Origin of the sequence: Sphingomonas canaveralia (genome assembly GCF_047238125.1) — a bacterium.
Lineage (GTDB): Bacteria > Pseudomonadota > Alphaproteobacteria > Sphingomonadales > Sphingomonadaceae > JBDFMH01.
On the sequence record NZ_JBDFMH010000001.1, the window covers coordinates 1,955,780 to 1,982,708 of the forward strand.

Sequence of the window (26,929 nt, forward strand, 5' to 3'; positions counted from 1 at the left end):
TCGATCAGAAGGGAAGTTCCAGCATGAAAAAGATGCTCAAGATCGGCGGCGCGGCCGCGCTGCTCGCCTCGGTCGCGGCTTGCACCACCGATCCGGTGACGGGCGAGCGCACCATTTCCAAGGCGGCGATCGGCGCCGGCGTCGGCGCGCTCGGCGGCTATCTGGCGGGCGACATCGTCGGCGGACGCCGGGATCGTACCGAAAAGATCGTGGGCGCAGGCATCGGCGCGATCGCCGGCGGCGCGATCGGCGGCTATATGGATCGGCAGGAGCGCGAACTGCGCGAGCGGACCGCCGGCACCGACGTCGAGGTCATCCGCCAGGGTGACGACATCCTGCTCAACATCCCGTCGGGCGTGACGTTCGACACCAACAGCTATGCGATCCAGCCGCAGTTCCGTGCCACGCTCGACAAGGTCGCGCAGACGCTGAACGAATATGACCAGACCTTCGTCGACGTCTATGGTCACACCGATTCGACCGGAAACGACCAGATCAACATCCCGCTATCGCAGAACCGTGCGCGCTCGGTCGGCGATTATCTTGCGATGCGCGGTGTGAAATCGGCGCGCATCGGTACGCAGGGCTTTGGCTCGAGCCAGCCGGTCGCCAGCAACGATACGCCCGACGGCCGACAGGAGAACCGCCGGGTCGAGATCAAGCTGGTGCCGATCCGCGACGAAGGCTGATCGGCGACGTCCCGTCACCCCGGCGAACGCCGGGGTCCAGAGCCACCGGCGACGCCGCTTGTGGCTCTGGGTTCCACTTTCGTCGGATGACGACGATGGATCAGCGGCGGGCTTGGAAGAAGTCGCGGAGCAGCGTGGCGGCTTCCGCCTCGCCGATGCCGCTGAAAACGTCCGGACGGTGGTGGCAGGTCGGCTGGCCGAACAGCCGCGGCCCATGCGCCACCGCCCCGCCCTTCGGGTCTTCGGCTGCGAAATAAAGCGTCGCGATCCGGGCCTGCGCGATCGCCCCCGCGCACATCGCGCACGGCTCTAGCGTGACCCAGAGCGCACAATCGTCGAGCCGCGATGACGACAGCGCCAGCGCGGCTGCGCGGATCGCCACGATCTCGGCATGCGCGGTCGGGTCGTTCTCCGTCCGCATCGCATTGGCGGATGTCGCGATCAACGCTCCATCCGGTCCGGTCACCACCGCGCCGACCGGCACCTCGCCCGCTGCCGCGGCATCGCGCGCCAGATTTAGCGCGAGGCGCATCGGCGCCGGCAGCGGAAACGCCATCAGCCGCCCAGCGCAGTCGTGGTGCCGACGGTGAAGCAGGCCAGCGCCATCAGCAGTCCGGCGAAGCGGTTGGCGCGGAAGCGGGCGAGCGCATCGGCCGGATCGCCGGTTTTCAGCATGGTCACCTGCCAGCCGAAGTGGATCGCCACAGGCAGCAGCGCCACCAGCGCCAGGAGCTGCGGACGCACCTGCCAGAACGCCGCCGCCCACAGCACGAGTGCTAGCAGATAGAAGACTGCGACGCCGGCCCGCGCATGCCGGCCCAGCCGGAGCGCGGACGACTTCACCCCCGCCAGTGCATCATCCTCGATATCCTGCAGCGCATAGATCGTGTCGTAACCGATCACCCAGGCGACCGACCCCGTGTAGAGCAGCAACCCCGCCGCCCACCCGCCCGGCGCACCCGCCGCCGCCCAGCCGACCGGCGCGGCCCAGGAGAAGACTAGGCCCAGCCAAGCCTGCGGCCACCAGGTGATCCGCTTCATGAACGGATAGGCGGCAACGAGCGCAAGGCTGGCCAGCGCGACGAGTTGCGCGGTAAGGTCGCCGAGCGCGATCAGCACGACGAACCCGATCAGGCACAGCACGATCAGCCAGATCCAGGCCGCCTTCAAGGAGACCGCGCCCGATGCCAGCGGCCGATCCCTCGTGCGCGCTACCCGCGCATCCAGATCGCGATCAACGATGTCGTTGTACACGCATCCCGCCGACCGCATCGCGATCGCACCGAGCGCGAACCAGAGGATCAGATCCCAGCGCGCGATCGCCTGGCCCGCCAATGCGATCGCCCAGGCCCCCGGCCAGAACAGCAGCCACGCACCGATCGGCCGGTCGAACCGGGCGAGCGCCCAATAGGGGCGGACGGCGGCCGGCAATCGCGCCAGCAGTCCACGCCGTTCGCTGTCGGGAACGCCGATCGGGGGGCTCGGGCGGCTATCGGGCATCAGCCGGCTTTCGCAGAAACGCCACCGGGAGGAAAGCGGCAGCCCGCCTGCTTAACGGGCTGTTTACCACGCCGCTTCATAGTCGGCACCGAAGGGTGAGACGCCATGCCGAATGCCGCGAGAACCAACAAGGATGCCCGCCGGGAGGAGCGCCTGGCGATCAACGCCAAGGGCAGCGCCCGGCTGGCGCTGGGCATCGATCTGATCGACGCTTCGTCGATCGGTGTACGCGCGCGGATGGCAGTGGATCTGCCGATCGGCACGCTGCTGAAGATCGGTCTGCCGGGCGGCCCATCGCGCCATGCCCGCGTCGCCTGGTCGCGCGAGGGGCTGACGGGCTGCGAATTCCTGGCCCCGCTCGATGCGCAGGAACTGGCTACGCTGTTCGCGGGGCCAACGACCGCGGCCTGATCGGGATTTGCCGACACCCGGCCGCATGCTAGGCGCGGTCATGCCTGCCACCCCCGCCTGGCCACCGAACACCCTGCCCCGCCTGTTCGTCGATCAGCCGCTGGTCGAGGGGCCGCTGACACTCGACGGTGCGGCTGCGAATTATCTGTCAGCAGTGCTGCGGCTGAAGCCGGGCGATCAGGTGAAGCTGTTCGACGATGCCAGCGGGGAATGGCTGGCCGAGATCGTCGATCCCGGGCGCAAGCGCGTGACGCTGGCCGTTAGCCGTCACCTGGCGCCGCGCGAATCGGTGCCGGACCTCTGGCTGCTGGCAGCGCCGATCAAGAAGGGGCGGATCGACTGGCTGGTTGAAAAGGCCTGCGAACTGGGCGTCGCGCGGATCCGGCCGGTCATCACCCGCCGTACGATCGTGGACCGGTTGAACCTCGAGAGGCTGCGCGCTCACATAATCGAGGCGGCCGAGCAATGCGGCCGTACCGCGCTGCCGATGCTGGACGAGCCGAGCAAGCTGGATGCCGTGCTGCGGGACTGGCCGGCCGACCGCGCCTTGATCTTCGCCGACGAAGCGGGTGGCGCGCCGCTTGCCAGCGTCGCCCGCCCCGGCGCCGCCGCGATCCTGATCGGCCCCGAAGGCGGCTTCACGGACGAAGAGCGCGCCGCCATCCGCGCGCTGCCCGCGGCGGTGCCGGTTTCGCTCGGCCCGCGGATCCTGCGCGCGGATACCGCGATGGCGGCAGCCGTCAGCCTGTGGATGGCGGCGGCCGGAGACTGGAGAGGCTAGCCACCTCAAGTTTTTCTGCGCTTTCCCCCGTCCGGCGCCATCGCTAGAGGCGCGTGGATGAGCACCCGTACCGCCGGCGAAGGGGACGATCCCCGCATCGAGACACGCGAGGATCTGCTGCAGGTCTTCGCCAAGGGCGAGAAGCCCAAGGACCGCTGGCGCATTGGCACCGAGCACGAAAAGTTCGTCTACTTCAAGGATGGCCACCGCGCGCCATCCTACGAGGAACGCGGCGGCATCCATGCGCTGCTGATTGGCCTGACCAAATATGGCTGGGAGCCGGTCTATGAGGGTGATAACATCATCGCGCTCTCCGGGCCTGACGGCAATGTCAGCCTCGAACCGGCCGGCCAGCTCGAACTGTCGGGCGCGCCGCTCGACAATCTCCACCAGACATGTGCCGAAACCGGCCGTCATCTCGAACAGGTCAAGGCGGTTGGCGATCGCCTCGGCCTGGGCTTCCTCGGCCTCGGCATGTGGCCGGACAAGACCCGCGAAGAGCTGCCGATCATGCCCAAGGGCCGCTACGCCATCATGCTGCGCCACATGCCGCGCGTGGGCACGATGGGGCTCGACATGATGCTGCGCACCTGCACCATCCAGACCAATCTCGACTATTCGAGCGAGGCGGACATGGTGAAGAAATTCCGGGTCAGCCTGGCGCTGCAGCCGCTGGCCACCGCGCTGTTCGCCAACTCACCGTTCCTGCAGGGCAAGCCCAACGGCTATCTCTCGTACCGCTCGCACATCTGGACCGATACCGACCCGCACCGCACCGGCATGCTGCCGTTCGTGTTCGAGGATGGCTTCGGCTACGAGCGCTATGCCGATTACATGCTCGACGTGCCGATGTATTTCGCCTTCCGCAATGGCGGCTATATCGACGCGGCCGGCCTCAGCTTCCGCGATTTTCTGAAGGGCGAGCTCTCGGTGCTGCCGGGCGAGAAGCCCACCCAGGCCGACTGGACCGATCATCTCTCCACCGCCTTTCCGGAAGTGCGGCTGAAGAGCTTCCTCGAGATGCGCGGCGCCGATGGCGGCCCCTGGAACCGGATCTGCGCGCTGCCCGCCTTCTGGGTCGGCCTGCTCTATGATCAGGGCGCGCTCGATGCCGCATGGGACGAGGTGAAGCACTGGACGATCGCCGATCACCAGCGCATCCGCGACGAAGTACCGCAGATCGGGCTGGCAGCGCGCGGACCCCGCGGGCGCACCTTCCAGCAGCTCGGCCGCGAGATCCTCGAGATCGCCGATGCCGGGCTGAAGGCGCGTGCGCGCTTCAATGGCGCCGGCGACAGCGAACAGGGCTTCCTCGATCCGCTGCGCGAGATCGTCGCCAGCGGCAAGACGCCGGCCGAACGGCTGCTCGATCGCTATCATGGCGACTGGCAGGGCGATGTCAGCCGCGTCTATGGCGAGATGAGCTACTGAGGGTCAGAACCCGTCAGGCAGCGCGACCGGGCCGATGATCTCGCGGTGGCGGGCGATCGCGTAGCGATCCGTCATCCCGGCGATGAAATCGGCAATGTGCCGCGTCCGCGCCGGTTCATCCTCCGGCAGCCGGGCGAACCAATCGTCCGGCATCAGCGTGGGCTCGGCGCGATAGGCCGCCGCCAGCGCCGCCACGATGCTGCGCGCCTGATCCGCCACCAGCTTCTGGTGCGGGTGATGGTAAAGCCGTGCATACATGAAGCGCTTGAAGGCGCGTTCGCCGGTGGCCATCGCCGGTGAGAAGCCGACCAGCGGGTCGGTCTGCGCGCGCACGTCTGCGATCGTCTCCACCCCCGAACCCGCGATCCGCGCGCGTGTCTCGACCAGCAGGTCGTTCACCATCCGGCCGATCTGATCGCGCACCAGCTCGCGCGCCAGATCGGCGGCGGGATGATGCGGGAAGCGGGCACGCACCCGATCCCACCCGATCGCGACATGCGGTTCGGCGATCATTTCGTCCAGCGTGATCAGCCCGGCGCGCAGACCGTCATCGATGTCGTGATTGTCATAGGCGATATCGTCCGCCAGCGCCGCCACCTGCGCCTCGAGCCCGGCATGGCTTGCCAGATCCAGCGGATAGCGCGAATCGATCTCGGCCAGCGCCCAGCCCGGCGCCGCCACCGGCCCGTTATGCTTGGCCAGCCCCTCCAGCATTTCCCAGGTCAGGTTCAGGCCAGGCCAGCCGGGATAGGGACATTCCAGCGCGACCAGCGTGCGCAGCACATGTTCGTTATGGTCGAACCCGCCGGCATCGGCCGTCGCCGCGCGCAACGCTTCCTCGCCGGCATGGCCGAACGGCGGGTGGCCGATATCGTGCGCCAGGCAAAGCGCCTCGGTCAGATCCTCGTTCAGGCCCAGCGCACGCGCGATCGTGCGGCCGATCTGCGCCACTTCCAAGCTGTGCGTCAGCCGGACGCGGAAATGATCGCCGTCGGGCGCCACGAACACCTGGGTCTTGTGGCGCAGCCGCCGGAACGCGATCGAATGGATGATGCGATCGCGGTCGCGCTGATAATCGTCGCGCGGGCCGCGTGTCTCGCCACTGGCTTCGTCATGGGCGCGCCCGCGACTGTGCGCAGGGTCGGCGGCATAGGGGGCTAGCGGCATCGCCGCGGGATGGCGGCTCGCGTTGCTCCTGTCAAAGCGCGAGCTTCTCCACATCCTGGCCGGCCGGGCTGGTGAAGGTGAAGGTCGTCCAACCCGACTTCGCCGTACTGTTGACGAACGCCTGGGCCTCGCCGGCTGACTTGAACGGGCCAACCAACAGACGGTTGGTGAAGCGCAGCGGCGTCGTCCAGGGCGATTTGCCTGCCAGTTCCTTCGGATATTTGGCCTTCAGGCCGGCCCAGGCCTTCGGCAGCGTCGATTTGTTGGCGCCGCCTGCCACCTGCACCCAATGCCGTTCGGGCGCCTTGCGCGAAGCAGTCGCCGTTGCTGCCTTGGCGTCCTTGCCCTTGGCATCCTTACCCGCGGCATCCTTGCCCTTGACGTCCTTGGTCTTCGATTCCTTTGCACTGGCTTCCTTGGTCGCGACCCCCTTGGCCGTGGCGTCCTTCTTGGCGATACCCTTCTTCCCGGCGTCCTTCGCGGTCTCGCCGGTTGCCGAAGCGTCCTTCTTCATGCGCGCCGAGGCGCCATCCTTCGCCTTGGCATCAGCCTTGGGCTTGACCGGTTGGGTGGCATCCACCTTGCCATCCCCGGCCTTGACAAGCGCCAGCTTGACGGGTGTCGAGGCAGCCTTGGTATCCTTCGGCTGGTCTGCCCCACGCGGGCGCGAAGCGCTGATCGCTGCAGGCGTGGTGCGATCCTTGGCCACACTGCCAGCGGCATCGGTTGCAAGTGCCAGTCTTTCGCCCGCGACCGGTTTGGGCGCCGTTACCGCTGGGGTCGTCACGGCGGGGCTACCCACAGCCTGCGCCGTGGGCGCGACGGCAGGCGGCACCGAGGCTGCGGGAGTCGAGTCGATCGGAACATCGGTACGCGCGGGGCTACCGAGCACTGCCAGGTCGAAGCCGGGCGCGGTCGAGCCGACGAATGCCTGTGCCGGCGCTGTCGCCGGGGTGGCAGGCTCGCCGGCGGGCGGCGCGGCGGTTGCGGCGCGCAGCGGCTGACCGTCCGCGGAAGAGGCTGGCACAGGCGTGGCGGCAGCGATCTGCACCGGCGGCGTGGGTGTCGGCGCGGCGGTCGGCGCAGGCGTCGGGGCCAGCGCCCTGGCGAGGGCGGCGACCTCCGCGCTCGGCGGGGCCGGGGTCGGGCTGCGGACGGCCGTCCGCTCCGCCTGCGACTGCGACGGCGACTGCACCGTCGATGCGGCCGGACTGGTCTGCGGCGACGAGCGACCAGCCCGCGCAGCGTCGGTCCTCAGCACCAGCGTCTCGCGACCCGGCCGTCTGCGCGAGGCTTTTGCCGCCGGATCGGCGCTGCCGGTGGCGAAGCGATCGGAAAACCCGGATGCGGTGGCGACTGCTCCCAGTGGCGCGCCGCTCGGTATCAGTGGTGTGTCGGCGGTGCCCGCCACATTGCTGGAAGATGCGTCGGCAAGCTGGGTGTCGTCACGCGTCGGCCGGCCATCGGAGGGAAAGCGGCCGAAATGCACGGCCAGTGCCTTGTCGCGCGACTTCAGCATGGTCAGCCGGGTCAGGAACGGCGCCATCGCTTCCGCCTGCGGGCGCGGCAGCAGTTGGGCGATCCCCTCGCGCGCGCCGGGGCCGTCACCGGTCAGCGCCAGCACGAAGGTGCGCGCGCGCCACGCCGGCTTGTCCTGCTTGCGCAGCAGCGGATCCAGCGCTGCCAGCGCACCGGCCTTGTCACCCAGGATCGCCATGCACAGCGCCATCCGCCGCACGGTTTCGTCGTCGGGCCGGCCGCGCAGCGCCAACTGGTAATCCGCCAGCGCCCTGCGGTTCTCGCCACGCAGGTCGTGCGCCAGCCCGCGGTCTGCCGCGATATCCGCCTCAGGCACGCCAAGATCGACTGCCTGGTCGAACAGCTTCAGGGCCTCGCGCGGCTGCTCCATCTGCACGAGCGCCGCCCCCAGCCCCGCCTTCACCCGGCCGTTTCGCGGGGCCACTTCCTGTGCACGCGCGTAAAAGCCGACCGCGGCATTGGCATCCCCCACCTGCAGCGCCGCCTGGCCCGCGCCGGTCAGCGCCTCCAGGCTGCGCGGGTTGGACGACAGCAACCGCAGATAGCGGCTGAGCGCTTCGACCGGATCGTCCGGATTGGCAGGCTGGAAAGTGAGCGGTGCGTCACTCTGCGCCAGCGCGGGCATGGGCGCGGTCGACAGCAGCACCAGCATCAGCGGAGCGAACAGGCGGGTTTTCATGATGGCCGAGATATCGGGCCGACCCTCACGGAGTCGCAAGCAGGCCGACCGCGCACGTCGCCAGGGCGTGCGCGATCGACGATCAGCCGCTTACTGATTGTTCTGGCGATTGAGGAAGCGCGGGATATCGAGCGGGTCGCGCGCGCGGCCGGGCGCAGGCGCATCATCGACCTGCGCCTTGGCGGCGCCGCGCGCGATGTTCGACATCCGCTCGAACAATGTGCCGCCGGCACGCGACAACGCGGGATCGGCAGTGGCGGGGGCGGCAGCCGGTTCCTCGGCCGCCCAGCGGCGATTGCCCGACGGATCGGCGTCCGCCACCGGCGGCACCGGATTGCCGGGCACCGGCGTCGTCAGGATCGTCTCCGCACCGAGCAGCAGCTCGTCCCCTTCAGCCTCGACGGTCGGCGGGGTCAGGCTGAGTTCGGCCGCCGGCTTGGCAGCGGGGGCGGTGGACTGGGCGATATCCAGTTCTGCGGTCGCCGGGGTGGCAGCCGCGATCGGCACTTCCGACGCGGCGGGGGCCGGCGCCGGGGCCGTCACCATCGCGGTCGGCTGCGGCGCGGGAGCGGGCGCTTCCATCCGCGGCGCGCGTGCGCCGGGGAAGGTGAAGAGCTTGGCAGGCTCGGCCATCTGGCCGGCGTCGGCCTCGATACCCGTCGCCACCACCGATACCCGGATCTTGCCTTCCAGATCGTTGTTGAACGCCGATCCCCAGATGATGTTGGCGTCGGGATCGACCAGCTCCTTGATGTGATTGGCCGCCTCGTCGACTTCCATCAGGCGCATATCCTCGCCGCCGGTGATCGAGACGATCACACCCTTGGCGCCCTTCATGCTCACGCCATCGAGCAGCGGGTTGGCGATCGCCTTCTCGGCCGCCTCGATCGCGCGATTGTCGCCCGATGCCTCGCCAGTGCCCATCATCGCCTTGCCCATCTCGCTCATCACCGAGCGCACGTCGGCGAAGTCGAGATTGATCAGGCCGGGCATCACCATCAGGTCGGTGATCCCGCGCACGCCCTGCTGCAGCACCTCGTCGGCCATCTGGAAGGCCTCCTTGAAGGTGGTGTTCGGGTTGGCGATCAGGAACAGGTTCTGGTTGGGGATGACGATCAGCGTATCGACATGCTTCTGCAGCTCCTCGATGCCCGCCTCGGCGGACTTCATCCGGCGGTTGCCCTCGAAGCTGAACGGCTTGGTGACGACGCCTACGGTCAGGATGCCGCGGTCACGCGCCGCCTTGGCGATCACGGGGGCCGCGCCGGTGCCGGTGCCGCCGCCCATGCCGGCCGCGATGAAGCACATATGCGCGCCGTCGAGCGCCTTTTCGACCTGGTCGAGCGTCTCTTCGGCAGCGGCGCGACCGATTTCCGGACGGGAACCTGCACCCAGGCCCTGGGTGATCTTCAGGCCCAGCTGGATCCGCCGTTCCGCCGCGGACGCGTTCAGCGCCTGCGCGTCGGTGTTGCAGACCACGAAATCCACCCCCTGGACCTCGGATCGAATCATGTTGCCGATGGCATTGCCACCAGCACCGCCGACGCCGATCACGCTGATCCGGGGTTTCAGCTCGTCGACTTCCGGCCGCATGAATTCGATCGTCATGAAACTCGCTCCCTAGTGTCCCGCCCGCCGCGGATGCCCCATTCGTTGAATCTGCCAGAGGGGATTCGGCTACGCACGCGAAAAGTTAATCTTAACCACAAATATTTCAGTAACTGCCCTTCATTGCGGCGATCAGCCTCTGGATCATGTTGGATGCCGTCGGGCGGTGCACGAACGTCGTGGTCGGCGATGGCAACTGCCGCAGATCGATCGGGTTCGACGATGCATATTGGACCAGCCCGGCGAGGGTCGCGAAGGCCGGTCCCGAATGGGCGTCGGGCAGGCCGGATAGCCCGCGCGGCCGGCCAACGCGAACCGATCGGCCGAGCAGCCCCTGCGCATAGTCAGCGATACCCTTCAGCTCCGCACCGCCGCCGGTCAGCACGACCTGGCGACCGACGGGGCCGGTGAAGCCCAGTTCCTTCAGCGCCTGCGCCACCGCCCCCATCCAATGTTCCAGCCTGAGGCGGATCACCGAGATCAGCTGCGCGCGCGTTACGCGCTGCGGATCGCCCGATCCTTCCGCGCCCGACATCGGCGCCACCTCGATCATGTCGTGATTGTCGCGGGGGGACGGCGTTGCCGAACCGTGGAAGCATTTCATCCGCTCGGCCTGCGCGCGGCGCGTGCCGAAGGCGGAGGCGATGTCGTCGGTGATGTCGGCCGCCCCCATCGGGATCGATGCGAGCCCGACCAGCAGACCGCCTGCGAACAACGAGACGTTGGTCACGCCAGCGCCCAGCTCGACAAGCGCCACGCCCAATTCGCGCTCTTCCTCGCTCAGGCAGGCCATGCCGGTCGCGATCGGGGCTGCGACGATGCCCTTCACGCCAAGATGCGCGGATCGCACGCAAAGATCGAGATTGCGCACCGGCGAAGGCTCGGCCGCGACGACATGGATGTCGACGCCCAGCCGGTCGGCGTGCAGTCCCAGTGGCGATTTCACGCCCTGCAGCCCGTCCAGCGTGTACAGCGTCGGCTGCGCATGCAGCACCATCCGGCCCTCGGGATCGATCGAGTTGCGGCCCGCAGCCAGCAGCTCGTCGATATCGGCCTGCTCGATGCGGTGCCCGCCCAGGTCGACCTCGACCGATGCGATGTCGGACACCAGCCCGCCAGCCGAGAAGCTGACCCAGGCATCCTCGATATTGATGCCCGCAATCCGTTCCGCCTGCTCGACTGCCTCGCGGATCGCGGCCTCGGTCGCCTCCATGTCCGCGATATAGCCGCGCCGCACGCCCTTGCTCTCGCGCTGGCCGGTGCCGAGCACCGCGATCTCGCCGCCTTCGGGGACCTGCGCGATCAGCGCGCAGACCTTGGATGAACCGATGTCGACCGCGGTAAACAGCCGGTCGTTGTTGCGCACCTGTGCCATGATCTAGCCCCCCAGCCCCCTGTCCATCAAATGCTCTCGGCCGAAACCTTGGCGGCGGCCTCCGCCTCGGCCTTGCGCTTCTCCGCTGCGGCGGCGACGCTGTGGCCCGGCTCCTTTGACACGCGCACCACCATCTGGCGCGGGTCACGCAGATCGAAGCGCACGAAACCGCGGCCCAGCAGCCGAACTTTCTGATCCTGCGCCGCGAAATAGGCCAGCGCGTCGATCGCCGCCTTCTCGCCCTCGGGCAGCGCCAGCGTCTCGCCGGAGAGGAAGCGGATATCCCAGCGGCGGGCACCCACCCATGTCGCGCCCGCCAGCACCGGTTTCAGTGCGGGGGCATTCTCCATCAGCCCGGCCAGCGCGGTCGCCTGCCGGTTCGCACCGGGGCCGATCACCAGCGGCAGGTTCGGCAGATCCTCCGGCCGGACCGGCGCGATCACCCGGCCGCTCTGATCGATCAGCGCCAGCCGGCCGCGATCCTGCCAGACGGCCGATGGCTTGCGCTCGACGATGTCGATGACCAGCGTATCGGGCAACCGGCGAGAGACACGGGCATCGGCAATCCAGCCGAACCGCATCAGCTTGGCGCGGGTCTCTTCCAGATTGACCAGCGGCATCGCCCGGCTCTGCTGATCGGCCGCCACCATGAAGACCGCGCTGCGATCCATCCGGTCGATGCCCTTCACCTCGATGGTGCGCACCGCAAAGCCCATCCGGCCGATCGCCTCGCCGATCTCGATCCCGATCAATTGCGGCAGCTGCATCGCCAGCACGCCGGCGACGACGCCAGCGCCGAGCAGGCCGACAAGCGCCCAGTTACCGATCCGCCGCATCTTCGCCAGCGGCAGCGGCAGCGCCGCCAGCGCCTGGGATGCGGTCGAAGGTCCGCGCTTGGCGCGTGGCTTGGGCGGTTGCGCGCGGCGGCGCGGCGGGTTGGCGGGTCCGCGCCTGATCTTGGCGCGCTGGTCGCGATCCTGCCCGCTCATCGCCGGTCCTCCCCCGCATCGTCGGCCATCGCCTCGTCCACGATCCGCTGGACGAGATCGGCATAGCTCATTCCCGCCAGCCGCGCCTGCTCCGGCACCAGGCTGAGCGGAGTCATCCCCGGCTGGGTATTGATTTCCAACAGATAGAGGCCGGCCTCGCCAAGCTCGTCATCCCAGCGGAAATCGGATCGCGACGTACCCTTGCAGCCCAGCAGGAGATGCGCCTTCACGGCCATAGAACAGGCCGCGCGCGCGATATCGGCCGGAATGTCCGCCGGGCACACATGCTCGGTCAGGCCATCGGTATATTTGGAATCATAGTCATAGAAGCCGGATTTGGGGATCAGCTCGGTCACGCCCAGCGCCTGCTCGCCCAACACCGATACCGTCAGTTCGCGACCACGGATGAACGGCTCGGCGAGCAGTTCCGGGAAGATGTTCCAGGGACCCAGGCTGTCGCGCGCGATCGGATCGCCGTAATTGCTCTCCGCGGTGACGATGGCGACCCCGACGGACGATCCCTCATTGACTGGCTTCAACACGAACGGCCGCGGCATCGGATCGCCGGCGTACAGGCTTTCGGATGCCACGATCGCGCCCGTCGGCATCCGCAGACCGTGCGGCACCAGCACCTGCTTGGTCAGCACCTTGTCGATCGCGATCACCGATGTCGCCAGGCCGCTATGCGTGTAGCGCAGCCCCATCAGGTCGAGCATGCCCTGCACCGTCCCGTCCTCGCCCGGCACGCCGTGCAGCGCGTTGAACACCAGGTCGGGAGCGGCCTCCGCCAGCCGTGCAGCGACATCGCGGTCCATGTCGATCCGGGTGACGCGGTGGCCCAGACTCTCCAGCGCATCGGCTACACCCCGGCCCGACGTCAGCGACACCTCTCGCTCCGAGGACCAGCCGCCCATCAGAACGGCGACGTGCAGCGGCGCGTTCACTTCGCCACCCCGACGCGCTGGATTTCCCATTCCAGGGTCACGCCGCTCGTCGCCTTGACGCGTTCGCGCACCGTCTCGCCCAGCGCCTCGATCTCGGCGGAGGAAGCACCGCCCAGGTTGAGCAGGAAATTGGTGTGCTTCTCGCTCACCTGCGCATCGCCGTTGCGCAGGCCGCGGCAGCCGGCGGCATCGATTAGCGCCCAGGCCTTGCCACCGTCCGGATTCTTGAAGGTCGATCCGCCGGTCCGGCTGCGCAGTGGCTGGCTGGCCTCGCGCTCGGCTGCGATGCGGTCCATCTCCTCGCCGATCGCGGCAGGATCGCCGGGGCTCCCTCGGAACAACGCCTCGACGACCACCGCGCCCGCCGGCACGCTCGAGTGGCGATAGCTGTAACCCAGGCGCGCGGCATCCCAGGTCTCGACCGTGCCGTCGCGCAACACCAGCTTCGCTTCGATCAGGATGTTGCTCACATCGCGGCCATAGGCTCCGGCATTCATCCGCACTGCGCCGCCGACCGTGCCGGGAATACCGCGCAGGAATTCAATGCCCGCGATCCCTGCATCGCGCGCCGCGGACGCCACCGAGATGCCCATGGCGGCCCCGCCCGCGCGCACCAGACCGCCTGGTTCGATCGAGACTTTCGCGAAGCTCTTCGGCAGTCGCACGACCACGCCCGGTACGCCGCCATCGCGCACGATCAGGTTCGAACCCACGCCGATCGGCAGCACCGGCACAGCCGGATCGAGCGTGCGCAGGAAATCCGACAGGTCGGCGACATCGGCAGGGCGCACCAGCAGTTCGGCCGGCCCGCCGGTGCGGAACCAGATGAAGTCCGCAAGGCTCGCGCCTGCTTCCGCGGTGCCGCGCAGCCCCCCGTCCGATGCTGGCGCAACCGCGCTCATTTCTTCGGGGCCCACAGCGATACCCAGGCCGTCCACGCCTTGGCGCCGGCCATGGCGGCTTCATGCGCCTTGCGCTGGAATTCGGCGGCATCCTCGCCCGCATCGATCGCGCGCTGCATCAGATCCAGGTTGCGCTGCTGGAAGCTCAGCACCTCGCGCTGGAATGCCACGAAGGCCAGGAATGGATCGCCGGTCATGCCGCCGCGGTCTCCCGCGCGCGGCCGATGCCATCGGCAAGGCCCGCGGCCCATTTGGTGATGTCGCCCGCGCCCAGGCAGATCACCATGTCGCCCGGCTGCACCGTGCCAGCCAGCGTGCGGGCAAGCTCGTCGGCACTGCCGATCTCCTGCGCCGAACGGTGGCCGCGATGCTTCAGGCCAGTGACCAGCGCGGCCGCATCGACCCCTTCGACCGGGCTCTCGCCTGCTGCATAGACCGGCGTCACATAGACGATATCCGCATCGTTGAACGCCTGCTGGAAATCATCCATCAGATTGCCTAGCCGAGAATAACGGTGCGGCTGTACCACCGCGATCACACGGTGCTCCGCCCCCTCGCGCGCCGCAGCCAGTACCGCGCGGATCTCGACCGGGTGGTGGCCATAATCGTCGATCACGGTCACGCCGCCCACTTCGCCGACCTTCGTGAAGCGGCGCTTGACCCCGCCGAACTTGGCGAAGCCGGTCGGGATCACATCGTCGGCGATCCCCAGTTCAAGCGCCACGCCGATCGCGGCCAGCGCATTCTGGACATTGTGGCGCCCGTTCATCGGTAGATCGATGCCCTCGATCGAACGACTGGTGCCGTCGCGATTGCGGATGATCGCCTCGAACCGGTTGCCGCCATTGTAAGGCTGCACGTTGACCCCGCGGACATCGGCCTGCGCCGAAAAACCGTAGGTGACGACACGGCGGTCGCGAACGCGCGGGATCAGCGCCTGCACTTCCGGATGATCAAGGCACAGCAGCGCCGCACCGTAGAAGGGCACATTCTCGATGAACTCGACGAAGCTGTCCTTCACCTTGTCGAACGAGCCATAATGGTCGAGATGCTCGGGATCGATGTTGGTGACGACCGCGACCGTGCCGTCCAGCCGCAGGAAGCTGCCGTCGCTTTCGTCGGCTTCGACGACCATCCACTCGCCTTCGCCCAGCCGCGCGTTCGATCCATAGCTGTTGATGATGCCGCCGTTGATCACGGTCGGATCGATGCCGCCCGCATCCAGCAGCGCCGCGACCATCGACGTCGTCGTCGTCTTGCCGTGCGTGCCGGCGATCGCGACGGTGGATTTCAGTCGCATCAGTTCGGCCAGCATTTCTGCCCGGCGAACCACGGGAATACGGTTCTCGTAGGCCGCTTCCACTTCCGGATTACCGCGCTTGATCGCGGTCGATGTCACCACGACCGCGGCTTCACCCAGATTGCTCGCGCGGTGGCCGATCTCGACCTTGATGCCGCGCTTGCGCAGCCCCTCGATCACATAGCCCTCGGCCACGTCCGAGCCCTGCACCTTGTAGCCGAGATTATGCATCACCTCTGCGATGCCGGACATGCCGATACCGCCGATGCCGATGAAATGGATCGTGCCGATATCGGTGGCGACACCCTTCATGAACGCAACTCCAACGCTTGATACGAACGCTTACGCATAGGCCGCCACCGCTTCCTCCGCCGCGGCATGATCGACGCCACCCAGCCGCTCGACCAGATCGGCCAGCGCCTGCGCGGCATCGGGCCGGCCACAGCCGCGCGCGCGCTTGGCGGCGTTCAGCAGCGCGCCAGGCTCCAGCGCCAGCTTCTGCATCTGCTTGGCGAGTTCGACGGCGGTGAACCGGCTCTGTGGAATGGATCGCCCGCCCCCGCTGTCATGCAGTTCGCGCGCATTGGCGGTCTGGTGATCGTCGGTGGCACTCGGCAGCGGCACCAAAATGGCGGGGCGGCCCGCGCACGTCAGCTCCGCAATGGTCGACGCACCGGCCCGCGCGATCACCAGGTGCGACCAGCCCAGCCGATCCGGCAGGTCGGGCATGTAGGTCGCGAGATCGGCGGGGATGCCAAGCTCGGCATATTTGGCGCGCACGGCTTCGATGTCCTCGGGCCGGCACTGCTGCGTCACCTGCATCCGGCGGCGGAAATTGAGCGGCATCAGCGCGAGGCCATCGGGCACCACGCTCGACAGGATCGATGCGCCCTGGCTGCCACCCGTCACTAGCACGCGGAACACTCCATCCGGCGTCAGCGCCGGGAACGGCTGTTCGCGCAGCGCCTTGACCACGTCGCGCACGGGATTGCCGACGAGATGGGTCTTGCCCTGCCACGTCGGCTTCAGCCGCTGCACGGTGGGATAGGCGGTGGCGATCGCATCCACCTTGCGCGCCAACAGCCGGTTGGTGCGGCCCAGCACCGCGTTCTGCTCGTGGATCGCGCTCGGCACGCCGGCCTTCAGAGCCGCGAGCAGCGTCGGCAGCGCGGGGTAGCCGCCGAACCCGATCACGGCAGAGGGATCGAACGTCTTGAACAGCTCCAGCGCCATCTCGCGCCCGGTCATCACGTTGCGGCCCGCGCGCAGCCAGCCCATCGGCCCGCCCGCGAAGCGCCCGGCCGGCAGCACATGCACCTGCACGCCTTCGAACAGGCCCGGGATCTGCGCCCCGCGCCCATCGGTGACAAGCGCGACGCGGTGGCCCCGGCGGATCAGTTCGGCGGCCAGCGCGTGCGCCGGCACCATATGGCCGCCGGTGCCGCCGGCGGCGAGGACGAAGTGACGGGTTCCGGCCGGGTCAGCGCTCATCGCCCGCTCCATTTCACTACATAGGGTGAACGCGTCAGATACGGGTTCGCGCGCGTGAAGGCCAGCAGCAGCCCGAACCCCAGCGACAGCGCGATCATCGACGAGCCGCCATAGCTGATGAACGGCAGCGTCATTCCCTTCGACGGCACGATGTGGACGTTCACCGCCATGTTGATCAGCGCCTGCAGCCCGAACTGGATGGTCAGCCCGGCCGAGGCAAGCAGCAGGAAATCATCCTCCTGATGCAGCAGCTTCACGAACACCCTGCAGACGATCGCCAGGAAGATCGCCGCGATCGCAAGGCAGGCGAGCAGACCGAATTCCTCGCCGATCACGGAGAAGATGTAGTCTGTGTGCGGTTCCGGCAGGCGGAACTTCATCGTGCCCCCGCCCGGCCCGGTGCCGATCAGCCCGCCATTCACGATCGTGTCGTGGGCCATGTCGACCTGATAGGTATCGCCGGTGCCCATCACGAACCGGTCGATGCGGTCGCGCGCCACCGAATAGAACAGGTAGGCGGACACGATCCCCGCCAGCCCCAGCGCGCCGAGCCAGACGAGCAGCTTCATCGGCTGGCCCGAGATCAGCAGCAGCGACACCCAGATCGACAGGAAGATCACCGTCTGGCCGAAATCGGGCTGCTTCATCAGCAGCACCGCGATCAGCCCCGTCATTCCGGCGGTGATCCAGAATACCGGCAATCCCTTGTCGCGCGATTGTAGCGACAGCACCCAGGCGATCGCCACCACGAACATCGGCTTCAGGAATTCGGACGGCTGGAATTGCGACACGCCGACGCCCAGCCAGCGCACCGCGCCGTTCACCTCCACGCCCACGAACGGCACGAGCGCCAGGCAGAAGGTGAAGAAGCCCGCCCCCAGCAGCGCCAGCCGCCGCGCGACATCCTTCGGCAGCATCGAGACCGCCAGCATCACCGGCAGGCCCACCGTCAGCCACATCAGCTGGCGATAGAGATAATAGAGCGGCGGAAACTGCACGCTGCCGCCCGAATAGCGCACTGCCGCGGCGGGCGATGCCGCCGCCACCGCGATCAGGCCGATCGCGACGAGCAGCGCGACCAGCATCAGCAGCACCCGATCGATCTCCCAGAACCAGGTGCCCAGCGGCGTGCGATCGCCCCGCCCGAACCGGGGCGTGCCCGGCTTGCGCCGCTTCACTGTCTTCGTCCGCATGCCCGCCGCCGTCGCCACCATCACAGTGCCCCCACTGCCGCGCGGAACGCCTCGCCGCGCGCTTCATAATCGCGAAACTGATCGAACGAGGCGCAGGCGGGTGACAACATCACCACCTCGCCCGGCCGTGCCGCGTCCGCTGCGATCCGCACCGCGGTCTCCAGCGTGCCCGCCTCCACTACCGCCATGTGCGGGCGCAGCAGCTCCGCGAACATCGGCCCGGCATCGCCGATCGTGTAGGCCGCGCGGACATTGCCATAATAAGGCACGCAGGCATCGAGCTCGTTGGTCTTGGCGAGGCCGCCCAGGATCCAGTGGATGCCCTGATAGGCGCCGAGCGCGGGCGCGGTCGCGGTCGAATTGGTGGCCTTGCTGTCGTTGACGTACAGCACGGCATTGCGGGTGGCGACGCGCTCCATACGGTGTGGAAGGCCGGGATAGGTTTCGAGACCGCGCGCGATAGCCGCCTCGTCGATCCCCAACGCGCGGGCGGCCGCGATCGCGGCGGCGGCGTTCTGCGCGTTATGTGGACCTTGTAGCGAAGGCCAGGCGGATTGATCCGAGATGTCGGTCGAGCGGACCTCGACGAGTTGGTCCTTCAGACGGCCAGCAAAGGCGCGGGTCGAATCGTCTTCCGTCGCAATGATCGCCGTGCCGGTCGACATCGCGAAGAGCCGCGCCTTCGACGCCGCGTAGTCCTCGAACCCGTCATAGCGATCGAGATGGTCGGGCGTTATGTTGAGCAGCACTGCCACCTCGCAATCGAGGCTTTGCGTGAGATCGATCTGGTAGCTCGAAAGTTCGAGCACGTAGATGCCGCCTGCGGGCAGCGGATCGCGGCCGAGGATCGGCAGGCCGATATTGCCACCCATCAGCGTCGGCACGCCCGCCGCCTCGACGATATGCTTGATCAGCGCGGTCGTGGTCGATTTGCCGTTGGTGCCGGTGATGCCGACCACCTTGTGCGGCGGCAGCGATGCCCGGGCCTGCGCGAACAGCTCGATATCGCCGATCAGCGGCACGCCAGCCGCGCGCGCCTTCTGCGCGATCGGGTGGCGATTGATCGGCACGCCGGGCGATACGACGACGCCGTCGAACCCGGTCAGATCGATTTCCAGCGGATCGCCAAAACTCAGCCGATCGGATGCGCCGCGCCCGATCGCCGCGCGTTTTGCCTCGTCCGAGTCCCAAGCAACGACTTCAGCACCCGAAGCCAGCAACGCGTCGACCGTCGCTACGCCCGAACGCGCGAGGCCGAGCACCGCATAGCGTTTCCCGCGAAAGGCGTCGGAGGTGATCATCGCAGCTTCAGCGTCGCCAGGCCGGCCAGCGCCAGCACGAACGAGATGATCCAGAAGCGGATCACCACCGTCGGCTCGCTCCAGCCCAGCTGTTCGAAATGATGATGGATCGGCGCCATCCGGAACACGCGCTTGCCGGTCCGCTTGTAAAAGAAGACCTGCACGATCACCGACACGGCTTCCATCACGAACAGCCCGCCGACAATCGCCAGCACGATTTCATGATGCGTCGCCACCGCGATCGTGCCGAGCGCGCCTCCGAGCGCCAGGCTGCCGGTATCGCCCATGAAGACTGCCGCCGGCGGCGCGTTGTACCACAGGAAGGCGAGCCCGCCGCCGATGATCGCCGCCAGCAGGATGGTGAGATCACCCGCGCCCAGCACATGGGGGATACCCAGATAGGCGGCGAACTTCGCGTTGCCGACCAGATAGGCGATCGCCATGAATGCCAGGCTGGCGATCACCACCGGCATCGTCGCCAGCCCGTCCAGCCCGTCGGTCAGGTTCACGGCATTGCCGAACGCCACGATCACGAAGGCCGCGAAGGCGATGTAGAACCAGCCGATGTCGAATGCCGGACCGTTGTAGAAGGGCAGATAGACTTCGGTGCCGTTGGCGCTGACGATCATCCAGCTGGCGATGCCGGCGATGATGAATTCGAACAGCAGCCGCACCTTGCCTGATACGCCCTTGTGGCTGCGCTTCGTCACCTTGTCGTAATCGTCCATGAAGCCGATCAGGCCGAAGCCCAGCGTCACGAACAGGCAGGCCCAGGTGTATCGGTTGCTGAGATCCATCCACAGCAGCAGCGAGATCGCGACCGAGGTCAGGATCATCAACCCGCCCATGGTGGGCGTGCCGACCTTGGCGAGATGGGTCTGCGGCCCGTCCGAGCGGATCGGCTGGCCCTTGCCCTGGCGCACGCGCAACCAGCCGATGAACTTCGGCCCGATCAGCAGCCCGATCAGCAATGCCGTCGCCACCGCCCCTCCGGCGCGGAAGGTGATGTAGCGGATCAGGTTCAGGATGCCGGGAAACCCGAGCTGTTCGGCGAGATAATAAAGCATCAGTCGATCCCGGCGCGAAGCGCATCGACGATGCGCCCGAGCCCGATGGCGTTCGATCCCTTGACGAGAACCGCGTCTCCCGCCGCCAGCATCGACCGGAGTCGATCCAGCGCGGTCGCGGCGTCGGCCACATGCTCGAAATCGACCCGGCCCTCAAGCGCCGTGGCCAGCGCCGCCATCGATTCACCGACGAGCAGTGCATGGTCGACGTTCGCCGCCATGATCGGATCGACCAGGGCCGCGTGGAACGCCGGGCTGCCCTCGCCCAGTTCGCGCATCTCGCCCAGCACCACGATGCGCCGCGCGGCCGGCTCCTCCCCCAGCAGCCGGATGGTGGCATTCATCGACAGCGGATTGGCGTTGTAGCTCTCGTCGATCAGCAGCACATCGCCACCCGCAACCGGAACCCGGCTGCGCTCGCCCCGCCCCTTCAGGCCCGGCATCTCGGCCAGCGCCAGCCCCGCGGCGGCCAGATCGCCTTCGGCCGCGTGCACCGCCGCGATCACGGCCAGTGCGTTCGATACCCAGTGCGCGCCCGGCTGCGCGACTGTGAAGGTCAGCTCCGCCCCCGGCAGAACCGCGGTCACCAGCGTGCCGCGCAGCGATCGCACTTCCTCGCGCGCCCGCACGTCCGCGCCCTTGTCACGCCCGAACGTCCAGATCCGCGATGCATAGGGCGCCGCCGCCGCCGCCAGCCGGTCGCGATGCGGACTATCATAGGGGATGATGGCGACACCGCCCGGCTCCAGCCCCTGGAAGATCTCCCCCTTGGCATCGGCGATTGCAGATTCGTCCCTGAAATGCGCGACATGGGCGGGGGCGATCGCAGTCACCAGTGCCACATGCGGTCGAACAAGCCGGGTCAGCGCGGCCAGTTCGCCGGCATGGTTCATACCCATCTCGAAGATGCCGAAGCGACTGTCGGCCGGCATCCGCGCCAGGCTCAGCGGCACGCCGGTATGATTATTGTAGCTCTTGACCGAGCGGTGGGCGCAGCCCGGTTCCGGCCGGTCGAGCGCGGCGAACAGGGCTTCCTTGGTACCCGTCTTGCCGACTGATCCAGTGACCCCGATGATCCTGGCCGCAGTCCGCGCACGCGCCGCGCGGCCCAGCGCATCGAGCGCGGCCGTGGTGTCGGCGACGCGAACATGCGGATGGTCTACCGGCTCGGACACCACCGCACCCGCGGCGCCGGCTGCGAACGCCTTGTCGATGAAGCGATGGCCATCGGTCGCCTCGCCCGTCATCGCCACGAACAGATCGCCGGGGCCGACCTCGCGCGAATCGAAGGCGACGCCGCCGACCGCAAAATCGCCCGCGGCGGTGCCGCCGGTCGCCGCGGCGATCTCCGCTGCGGTCCACAAGGTCGTCATCCCGCGCACTCGCGCGCAACCTGGACATCGTCGAACGGCAGGACGCGGTCACCCACTATCTGCCCCTGTTCATGCCCCTTGCCGGCCAGCAGCACGATATCGTCCGGCCCGGCATCGCCGATCGCGCGCGCAATCGCTTCGCGCCGGCCGCCGACCTCGATCGCCCCGGGGGCCGCCGTCATGATCTGCGCGCGGATTGTGGCCGGATCCTCGCTGCGCGGATTGTCGTCGGTCACGATCACATGATCGGCGCCGGCCACCGCCACCGCACCCATCTCCGGCCGCTTGCCGGTATCGCGATCGCCGCCCGCGCCGAATAGCAGGATCAGCTTGCCCTTTGCGTGCGGGCGCAGCGCATCGATCGCGGCCTGCAGGCCATCGGGGGTGTGCGCATAGTCGACATAAACGGGGGCGCCAGCCTTCGAGATCACCGCGCGTTCCAGCCGGCCGCGGACCGGCGCGAGCCGCCCGAGACCCGCCAGCGTGGCCGCCACATCCCCGCCGGTCGCGATCACCAGTCCAGCCGCAGTCAGCGCGTTGGCCGCCTGATAGGCACCGATCAAGGGCAGCTTCACGGTGTGCCGCCCGCCATCCGCTTCGATCACCAGCGTCTGGCCAAGTTGGGTCGGCACCCGATCGATCAGCTTCAGCGTCTCGCCCGCGCGGCCGACCGTGATCAGCCGCAGCCCACGCTCGCGGGCCAGTTCGATCACCCGGATCGAGGCGGCATCGTCGCTCCAGATTACTGCAGCGCCATCCCTTTCCACGACCTCGGTGAACAGCCGCAGCTTCGCCTCGAGATAGGCTTCCATCGTACCGTGGTAATCGAGATGGTCGCGGCTCAGATTCGTGAAGGCAGCGGCATTTACCGGCAGCCCTTCGGTACGAAACTGGCTCAGGCCGTGGCTGGAAGCTTCGAACGCGACATGGCTGACGCCCTCGCGCCGCAGCCCGGCGACGTTGGACAGGAAGGTCACGATATCGGGCGTGGTCAGCCCGGTCGAAACCTGGTCGTCGCTGGTCGTGACGCCCAGCGTGCCGATCGACGCGGCGTGGAACCCCGCCATCCGCCACAGCTGGCGAGTCAGCTCCACCGTTGATGTCTTGCCGTTGGTGCCCGTAACCGCGACCACCTTATCCGGGAATGGCGCGAAGAAACGTGCGGCGGCGCGGGCGAAAGCGCGGCGCGGCTCCGCGTCGGCCACATGCAGCGCGCCTGCCACATCCGCTTCGGGCCGGGTGACGACCGCGATCGCGCCGGCTGCGATCGCCGCCGGGATATAGTCCTCACCATTGGCGGCCGCGCCGCGGAAGGCGCCGAACACGGTCCCGGGGGCCACCTTGCGGTGATCGATCGCGAAGCCGGTAACGCGGGCTTTGAGGGCGCCTTCGGCCTGATCGCCGAACAGATCAGTCAGCCACACGATGGCTCTCGCCTGCCGCCTTGGGCTTCCACAGCAAGGGCATCAGCTGCGACGTATCAATGTCGCGCTCCTCTTCGGGAATGATGTCCAGCATCGGCCCGATCCGCGAGACGACCCGGTTGATCACCGGGCCCACCGTCCAGGCGGCGGTGGCATAGCCATAGGTGTCCGCCGTGCCCTTGGGCTCGTCCAGCATCGCGATGATCACATAGCGCGGCTTGTCCATCGGGAACACGCCGGCAAAGGTGGAGACCAGCGAATTGCGCTTGTAGCCGCCCGCCGACGGCTTCTCGGCGGTGCCGGTCTTGCCGCCCACGCGCATGCCCGGCGCGTCCGCCTTGCGGCCCGACCCGTCCAGCACCACCAGCCGCATCAGCTGGCGCATCTTGTAGCTGGTCTCGGGCGAGATCACGCGGCGGCCGGCCGGCACATGCGCACCATCGCGCTTGATCAGCGTCGCCGGGCGCCACACGCCACCGTTCACCAGCGCGGCATAGGCCGATGCCAGGTGCAGCGGAGTCACCGCGATGCCGTGGCCGTAACCGGTCGTCATCGTCGTCGTGCGTGCCCAGAATTTCGGCCACAGCGGCATGCCGCGCGCGCCCAGTTCGATATCGGCCGGCTTGTCGAACCCGACCTGCTGAAAGAAGCGCCGCATCCGCGTCTCGCCCAGTTCGTCGGCGATCCGCGCAGTCACGATATTCGACGAATGAACCAGCATCTCGGGCAGGTTCATAAAACGGTTCTGGGCGTGGAAATCGGTGATCTTGTAACGGCCCACCTGCAGCGGATGGGTGGCATCGTAGCGCCGCGCCATATCGGTCACCACGCCATGTTCGAGCGCATTGGCCGCGGTCAGCATCTTGAAGGTGGAGCCAAGCTCGTAGACGTTGGTCGTCGATTTGTTGAGGAACGTCTCGAACGGAGTCCGCCCGGTCGCGTTGGGATTGAACGACGGCAACGACGCCATCGCCACAATTTCACCGGTATCGACGTCCAGCACCAGGCCGCTGGCGCCGATCGCCGAATGCTTGACCATCGCGGCGTTGAGTTCGGTTTCCATCGCCGCCTGCACGCGGCTGTCGATCGACAGCATCACCGGCCGGCCGCGCTTGGCGGGATCGGTCAGCGCCGCATCCATCACCTTTTCCATGCCGGATGCGGGATTGCCGTTCTGGTCGATCCAGCCCAGCACATGGCTGGCAAGGTTGGCGTTCGGATAGAGCCGCTCGGGCTCCCGCGTGAAGGCGATCGCGGGTTCGCCCAGCGCGTTCACGCGGCGCACCAAATCGGGCACCGCACGCCGGCGCAGATAGGCGAATTTCTTGCCGGATTTCAGGATCGCCAGATACTGCGCCTCGGTCTTCTCGGGCATCAGCTCGGCCAGGCGATAGGCCAGCAGCGCGGGATCGCCGATCAGCTTGTTGGGATGCACGCCCACCGACCAGGCGTCGATCGTGCGCGCCAGCGTGACGCCGTTGCGATCGACGATGTCGCCGCGGTCCGGCAGCAGCCCGGTCGCCGCCGCCCCGCGATCGGGCCGATCGGCAAAGATCGCGAGATAGGCCAGCTTCGATGCCACCACCCCCGTGACCAGCACGAACAGCAGCATCACCACCATCAGCCGGAAATGGGTGGTGGCGACAAGCTGCTGGCGCTGGCCGGAAACGCGCAGCCGGTCCGGTCGGGCGACGATCGCGGTCACTGGTCGCGCTTGCCCTGCCTGGCTTCGCGTGCGGCCATCCGCTCCAGCTCGGCAGCGAACCCGTCGTCATCGATCGCCGCGGTCTGGCGCACGGCCGCCAGCTTCTCGCCCTTGGGCTTCAGGAACGTCGCCTGACGCAGCATCGGCGGTTCCTCCGCCGATACCGGCACGGGCGCCGCCTGCACCGGCGCAGCGGCACGGGCCGGCGCGCTTGCCAGCTGCACCGCGGCCGGCGCCGGCGCGATCGACGGATCGATCAGCGGCCTGGGCGGCGCATCGAGACTTGCAAGCTGAAGCTCCCCCGCCAGGAACTGGCTCGCTTTCGCCGGGGTCAGCGCCAGTACTTCCTGGTTCCAGCGCTCGAGCTGCGGCAGCCGGCCACGCGTATCGAGTTCGGTCTCCAGCCGGCGTACCTCGCGCTTGCCCGCCAGGATCGATCGCTCGAGCTTCGCCAGCTCCGCCCGCTCGCCCGCCACCCGCTGGGTGACGACATAGCAGCCCAGCGCGGTCGTCGCGAAGACGCCGACCCAGACCAGCGAACGGAAACGCGAGGCGATCATGACGACGGACCTTTCGGAAGAGCGCTCCAGGCGGGAGCGGCGGTGCGGCGGGCGACGCGAAGGGTGGCGGAACGGGCACGGGGATTGCGATCGATCTCGCCCTCGTCGGGGCGGACCGGCTTGGCGACGGCATCGAAGCTGGGCTCGGCGGCAGGGCCGACCGCGGGGCGATGGCGCGACCCGGCCGGCATCGCGCCCGACCGCTCGCGCAGGAACAGCTTCACGATGCGATCCTCGGTGGAGTGGAACGAGACCACCGCCAGCCGGCCGCCAGGCTTCAACACCTGCTCGGCCGCGGCCAGCCCGTCGCGCAGCTCGTCCAGCTCGCGGTTCAGGTGGATGCGGATCGCCTGGAACGTGCGGGTTGCGGGATCCTTCTTGTCGTGCGGGCGATGGCCCAGCGCGCGGCGCACGACGGCGGCCAGTTCGCCCGTCGTCGCCAGCGGTCGCGCGGCCACGATGAAGCGCGCCACCCGCCGGGCGCGCGGCTCGTCGCCATAATCGGCCAGCACGCGCGCGATCTCGGCCTCGTCCGCCCCGTTCACGAAATCGGCGGCGCTTTCCCCTTCCCGGTCCATCCGCATGTCCAGCGGACCATCGGCCTGGAAGCTGAAGCCGCGCTCCGGCCTGTCCAGCTGCATCGAGGACACGCCGATGTCGAACGTCACGCCGTCCACTGCGTCGGCGTGCGCGGCCAGCGTCGAGAAGCGGTCATGCACCAGCCGCAGCCGCCCGCCGGCCGATGCGACCAGCGCCGCGCCTTCGGCAATGGCATCGGGATCACGGTCGAACGCGATCACGTCCGCGCCCGCCGCCAGGATCGCGGCGGAATAGCCGCCAGCACCGAACGTGCCGTCGACATGAGTTTCGCCGGCCGCCGGCGCGAGGCCCGCGATCACTGCATCCAGCAGCACCGGGACGTGAGGGGCCGCGCCGGTCACAGCAGGCCCCTGTCGCGCATCGCGCGTTCCAGGACGTTGACGATGCGAGGCTTGTCAGCCTGCTGCTCGCGGCAGGTAGCGGGGTTCCAGATCTGGAAGCGACCGCCTGCCGCACCGAACCAGGCATAGTCGGTGATGCCGGCGATATCGCGCAGGTCCGCCGACAGCACCATGCGGCCGGCGTCGTCGAATTTCACCCATTCCTTGGTCTGCAGGCCCTCGGCCTCGGCATCCTCGAGCGCGGCCATCTCGTCGATGCCTTCCTGCTGCGCGATCCGGCGGGCCAGCGCGGCGCTGAAGGTCGGCAGGTAGGTGGGGTCGAACGCTTCGAGGCAGCGGAACCGCTCATGCTCGCCGACCAGGATCATCTTCTGATCGGCTTCGCTGCGCTGGGTGCCGGCGGCGCGGAAACGACGCTCGATCGTCGAACGGAAGCTGGCCGGCAAGGACACGCGACCCTTCGCGTCCACTGCGTTCAGATATCCGCCGGCAAAAGGCTCGATGACGTCCAACAGTCGACCCCGTTTGGCCGGCGCCACCCCCCTTTGCCGCCCCACAT

The 26,929-nt window shown here is 68.1% G+C and carries 25 protein-coding genes; 4 read left to right on the plus strand and 21 right to left on the minus strand.

The genetic code is table 11. The annotated features are described in order from the left end of the window. The first annotated feature begins 23 nt into the window (after positions 1–23). Entirely contained in the window at positions 24–689 is a 666-nt protein-coding gene (locus tag ABC347_RS09695) for a YiaD family glycine zipper/OmpA-like lipoprotein (RefSeq protein WP_413245526.1), read from the plus strand. A 100-nt stretch (positions 690–789) separates the two neighbouring features. Here the strand turns inward: ABC347_RS09695 and ABC347_RS09700 are convergent, their stop codons facing one another. Beyond that, positions 790–1,245, minus strand: a complete 456-nt coding sequence (locus ABC347_RS09700; RefSeq protein ID WP_413245527.1) for a nucleoside deaminase — start codon at positions 1,243–1,245, stop codon at positions 790–792. Then, the gene (ubiA, locus tag ABC347_RS09705; protein WP_413245528.1) at positions 1,245–2,189 is read right to left on the minus strand and encodes a 4-hydroxybenzoate octaprenyltransferase; all 945 of its coding nucleotides are present in this window, start codon (positions 2,187–2,189) and stop codon (positions 1,245–1,247) included. The genes ABC347_RS09700 and ubiA overlap by 1 nt, the downstream gene beginning before the upstream one ends. A 105-nt stretch (positions 2,190–2,294) precedes the next feature. Between ubiA and ABC347_RS09710 the strand changes: the two genes are divergently transcribed. The 3 genes from ABC347_RS09710 to ABC347_RS09720 are packed head-to-tail and all read left to right on the plus strand — an operon-like array spanning position 2,295 to position 4,812. After that, a complete protein-coding gene (locus ABC347_RS09710; RefSeq protein ID WP_413245529.1) occupies positions 2,295–2,600 on the plus strand; it encodes a hypothetical protein in 306 nt (101 codons plus the stop codon). A gap of 40 nt (positions 2,601–2,640) precedes the next feature. Then, entirely contained in the window at positions 2,641–3,381 is a 741-nt protein-coding gene (locus tag ABC347_RS09715; RefSeq protein ID WP_413245530.1) for a 16S rRNA (uracil(1498)-N(3))-methyltransferase, read from the plus strand. Positions 3,382–3,438: 57 nt separating this feature from the next. Continuing rightward, positions 3,439–4,812, plus strand: coding sequence for a glutamate--cysteine ligase (locus tag ABC347_RS09720; protein WP_413245531.1), 1,374 nt, complete (start codon positions 3,439–3,441; stop codon positions 4,810–4,812). A gap of 3 nt (positions 4,813–4,815) precedes the next feature. On the opposite strand, the gene ABC347_RS09725 is transcribed toward ABC347_RS09720, so the two are convergent. The 19 genes from ABC347_RS09725 to ABC347_RS09815 form a co-directional block, all read right to left on the minus strand. Next, positions 4,816–5,979, minus strand: a complete 1,164-nt coding sequence (locus ABC347_RS09725; protein WP_413245532.1) for a deoxyguanosinetriphosphate triphosphohydrolase — start codon at positions 5,977–5,979, stop codon at positions 4,816–4,818. A 31-nt stretch (positions 5,980–6,010) separates the two neighbouring features. Continuing rightward, entirely contained in the window at positions 6,011–8,197 is a 2,187-nt protein-coding gene (locus tag ABC347_RS09730; protein WP_413245533.1) for an SPOR domain-containing protein, read from the minus strand. Between the two features lie 90 nt (positions 8,198–8,287). Then, positions 8,288–9,805: a cell division protein FtsZ gene (gene ftsZ / locus ABC347_RS09735; RefSeq protein ID WP_413245534.1), complete on the minus strand. Its 1,518-nt coding sequence runs from the start codon at positions 9,803–9,805 to the stop codon at positions 8,288–8,290. A 106-nt stretch (positions 9,806–9,911) separates the two neighbouring features. Next, entirely contained in the window at positions 9,912–11,180 is a 1,269-nt protein-coding gene (gene ftsA, locus ABC347_RS09740) for a cell division protein FtsA (RefSeq protein WP_413245535.1), read from the minus strand. A 26-nt stretch (positions 11,181–11,206) separates the two neighbouring features. Then, complete coding sequence (locus ABC347_RS09745; RefSeq protein ID WP_413245536.1) at positions 11,207–12,169, minus strand: cell division protein FtsQ/DivIB; 963 nt, start codon at positions 12,167–12,169, stop codon at positions 11,207–11,209. Next, positions 12,166–13,113, minus strand: a complete 948-nt coding sequence (locus tag ABC347_RS09750; protein ID WP_413245537.1) for a D-alanine--D-alanine ligase — start codon at positions 13,111–13,113, stop codon at positions 12,166–12,168. Before ABC347_RS09750 ends, ABC347_RS09745 begins: the two co-directional genes overlap by 4 nt. Then, complete coding sequence (gene murB, locus ABC347_RS09755; RefSeq protein ID WP_413245538.1) at positions 13,110–14,015, minus strand: UDP-N-acetylmuramate dehydrogenase; 906 nt, start codon at positions 14,013–14,015, stop codon at positions 13,110–13,112. The genes ABC347_RS09750 and murB overlap by 4 nt, the downstream gene beginning before the upstream one ends. Beyond that, positions 14,012–14,212 (minus strand): hypothetical protein, encoded by a 201-nt coding sequence (locus ABC347_RS09760; protein WP_413245539.1) that lies wholly within the window; start codon positions 14,210–14,212, stop codon positions 14,012–14,014. The genes murB and ABC347_RS09760 overlap by 4 nt, the downstream gene beginning before the upstream one ends. Beyond that, on the minus strand, positions 14,209–15,627 hold the full coding sequence (gene murC, locus ABC347_RS09765) for a UDP-N-acetylmuramate--L-alanine ligase (RefSeq protein WP_413245540.1): 1,419 nt from the start codon (positions 15,625–15,627) through the stop codon (positions 14,209–14,211). Before murC ends, ABC347_RS09760 begins: the two co-directional genes overlap by 4 nt. 30 nt (positions 15,628–15,657) lie before the next feature. After that, entirely contained in the window at positions 15,658–16,806 is a 1,149-nt protein-coding gene (gene murG / locus ABC347_RS09770; RefSeq protein ID WP_413245541.1) for an undecaprenyldiphospho-muramoylpentapeptide beta-N-acetylglucosaminyltransferase, read from the minus strand. After that, positions 16,803–17,999, minus strand: a complete 1,197-nt coding sequence (locus ABC347_RS09775) for an FtsW/RodA/SpoVE family cell cycle protein (protein WP_413245542.1) — start codon at positions 17,997–17,999, stop codon at positions 16,803–16,805. The genes murG and ABC347_RS09775 overlap by 4 nt, the downstream gene beginning before the upstream one ends. A gap of 20 nt (positions 18,000–18,019) precedes the next feature. Continuing rightward, the gene (gene murD / locus ABC347_RS09780; protein ID WP_413245543.1) at positions 18,020–19,300 is read right to left on the minus strand and encodes a UDP-N-acetylmuramoyl-L-alanine--D-glutamate ligase; all 1,281 of its coding nucleotides are present in this window, start codon (positions 19,298–19,300) and stop codon (positions 18,020–18,022) included. Beyond that, entirely contained in the window at positions 19,297–20,367 is a 1,071-nt protein-coding gene (mraY, locus tag ABC347_RS09785) for a phospho-N-acetylmuramoyl-pentapeptide-transferase (protein WP_413245544.1), read from the minus strand. The genes murD and mraY overlap by 4 nt, the downstream gene beginning before the upstream one ends. Next, entirely contained in the window at positions 20,367–21,740 is a 1,374-nt protein-coding gene (locus tag ABC347_RS09790; RefSeq protein ID WP_413245545.1) for a UDP-N-acetylmuramoyl-tripeptide--D-alanyl-D-alanine ligase, read from the minus strand. The genes mraY and ABC347_RS09790 overlap by 1 nt, the downstream gene beginning before the upstream one ends. After that, positions 21,737–23,164 carry a UDP-N-acetylmuramoyl-L-alanyl-D-glutamate--2,6-diaminopimelate ligase gene (locus tag ABC347_RS09795; protein WP_413245546.1) on the minus strand — a complete coding sequence of 476 codons (1,428 nt, stop codon included), beginning with the start codon at positions 23,162–23,164 and terminating at the stop codon, positions 21,737–21,739. The genes ABC347_RS09790 and ABC347_RS09795 overlap by 4 nt, the downstream gene beginning before the upstream one ends. Next, on the minus strand, positions 23,151–24,869 hold the full coding sequence (locus tag ABC347_RS09800) for a peptidoglycan D,D-transpeptidase FtsI family protein (RefSeq protein ID WP_413245547.1): 1,719 nt from the start codon (positions 24,867–24,869) through the stop codon (positions 23,151–23,153). Before ABC347_RS09800 ends, ABC347_RS09795 begins: the two co-directional genes overlap by 14 nt. Beyond that, positions 24,866–25,429 (minus strand): hypothetical protein, encoded by a 564-nt coding sequence (locus ABC347_RS09805; RefSeq protein WP_413245548.1) that lies wholly within the window; start codon positions 25,427–25,429, stop codon positions 24,866–24,868. Before ABC347_RS09805 ends, ABC347_RS09800 begins: the two co-directional genes overlap by 4 nt. After that, complete coding sequence (gene rsmH / locus ABC347_RS09810) at positions 25,426–26,370, minus strand: 16S rRNA (cytosine(1402)-N(4))-methyltransferase RsmH (protein WP_413245549.1); 945 nt, start codon at positions 26,368–26,370, stop codon at positions 25,426–25,428. The genes ABC347_RS09805 and rsmH overlap by 4 nt, the downstream gene beginning before the upstream one ends. After that, complete coding sequence (locus ABC347_RS09815; RefSeq protein WP_413245550.1) at positions 26,367–26,840, minus strand: division/cell wall cluster transcriptional repressor MraZ; 474 nt, start codon at positions 26,838–26,840, stop codon at positions 26,367–26,369. The genes rsmH and ABC347_RS09815 overlap by 4 nt, the downstream gene beginning before the upstream one ends. Positions 26,841–26,929: the final 89 nt, after the last annotated feature.

Excerpts from the sequence above, each read along its gene's own strand:
- ABC347_RS09695 (WP_413245526.1), top strand. The coding sequence starts at position 24 with ATGAAAAAGATGCTCAAGATCGGCGGCGCGGCCGCGCTGCTCGCCTCG.
- ABC347_RS09700 (WP_413245527.1), bottom strand. The coding sequence starts at position 1,245 with ATGGCGTTTCCGCTGCCGGCGCCGATGCGCCTCGCGCTAAATCTGGCG.
- ubiA (WP_413245528.1), bottom strand. The coding sequence starts at position 2,189 with ATGCCCGATAGCCGCCCGAGCCCCCCGATCGGCGTTCCCGACAGCGAA.
- ABC347_RS09710 (WP_413245529.1), top strand. The coding sequence starts at position 2,295 with ATGCCGAATGCCGCGAGAACCAACAAGGATGCCCGCCGGGAGGAGCGC.
- ABC347_RS09715 (WP_413245530.1), top strand. The coding sequence starts at position 2,641 with ATGCCTGCCACCCCCGCCTGGCCACCGAACACCCTGCCCCGCCTGTTC.
- ABC347_RS09720 (WP_413245531.1), top strand. The coding sequence starts at position 3,439 with ATGAGCACCCGTACCGCCGGCGAAGGGGACGATCCCCGCATCGAGACA.
- ABC347_RS09725 (WP_413245532.1), bottom strand. The coding sequence starts at position 5,979 with ATGCCGCTAGCCCCCTATGCCGCCGACCCTGCGCACAGTCGCGGGCGC.
- ABC347_RS09730 (WP_413245533.1), bottom strand. The coding sequence starts at position 8,197 with ATGAAAACCCGCCTGTTCGCTCCGCTGATGCTGGTGCTGCTGTCGACC.
- ftsZ (WP_413245534.1), bottom strand. The coding sequence starts at position 9,805 with ATGACGATCGAATTCATGCGGCCGGAAGTCGACGAGCTGAAACCCCGG.
- ftsA (WP_413245535.1), bottom strand. The coding sequence starts at position 11,180 with ATGGCACAGGTGCGCAACAACGACCGGCTGTTTACCGCGGTCGACATC.
- ABC347_RS09745 (WP_413245536.1), bottom strand. The coding sequence starts at position 12,169 with ATGAGCGGGCAGGATCGCGACCAGCGCGCCAAGATCAGGCGCGGACCC.
- murB (WP_413245538.1), bottom strand. The coding sequence starts at position 14,015 with ATGAGCGCGGTTGCGCCAGCATCGGACGGGGGGCTGCGCGGCACCGCG.
- ABC347_RS09760 (WP_413245539.1), bottom strand. The coding sequence starts at position 14,212 with ATGACCGGCGATCCATTCCTGGCCTTCGTGGCATTCCAGCGCGAGGTG.
- murC (WP_413245540.1), bottom strand. The coding sequence starts at position 15,627 with ATGAAGGGTGTCGCCACCGATATCGGCACGATCCATTTCATCGGCATC.
- murG (WP_413245541.1), bottom strand. The coding sequence starts at position 16,806 with ATGAGCGCTGACCCGGCCGGAACCCGTCACTTCGTCCTCGCCGCCGGC.
- ABC347_RS09775 (WP_413245542.1), bottom strand. The coding sequence starts at position 17,999 with ATGCGGACGAAGACAGTGAAGCGGCGCAAGCCGGGCACGCCCCGGTTC.
- murD (WP_413245543.1), bottom strand. The coding sequence starts at position 19,300 with ATGATCACCTCCGACGCCTTTCGCGGGAAACGCTATGCGGTGCTCGGC.
- mraY (WP_413245544.1), bottom strand. The coding sequence starts at position 20,367 with ATGCTTTATTATCTCGCCGAACAGCTCGGGTTTCCCGGCATCCTGAAC.
- ABC347_RS09790 (WP_413245545.1), bottom strand. The coding sequence starts at position 21,740 with ATGACGACCTTGTGGACCGCAGCGGAGATCGCCGCGGCGACCGGCGGC.
- ABC347_RS09805 (WP_413245548.1), bottom strand. The coding sequence starts at position 25,429 with ATGATCGCCTCGCGTTTCCGTTCGCTGGTCTGGGTCGGCGTCTTCGCG.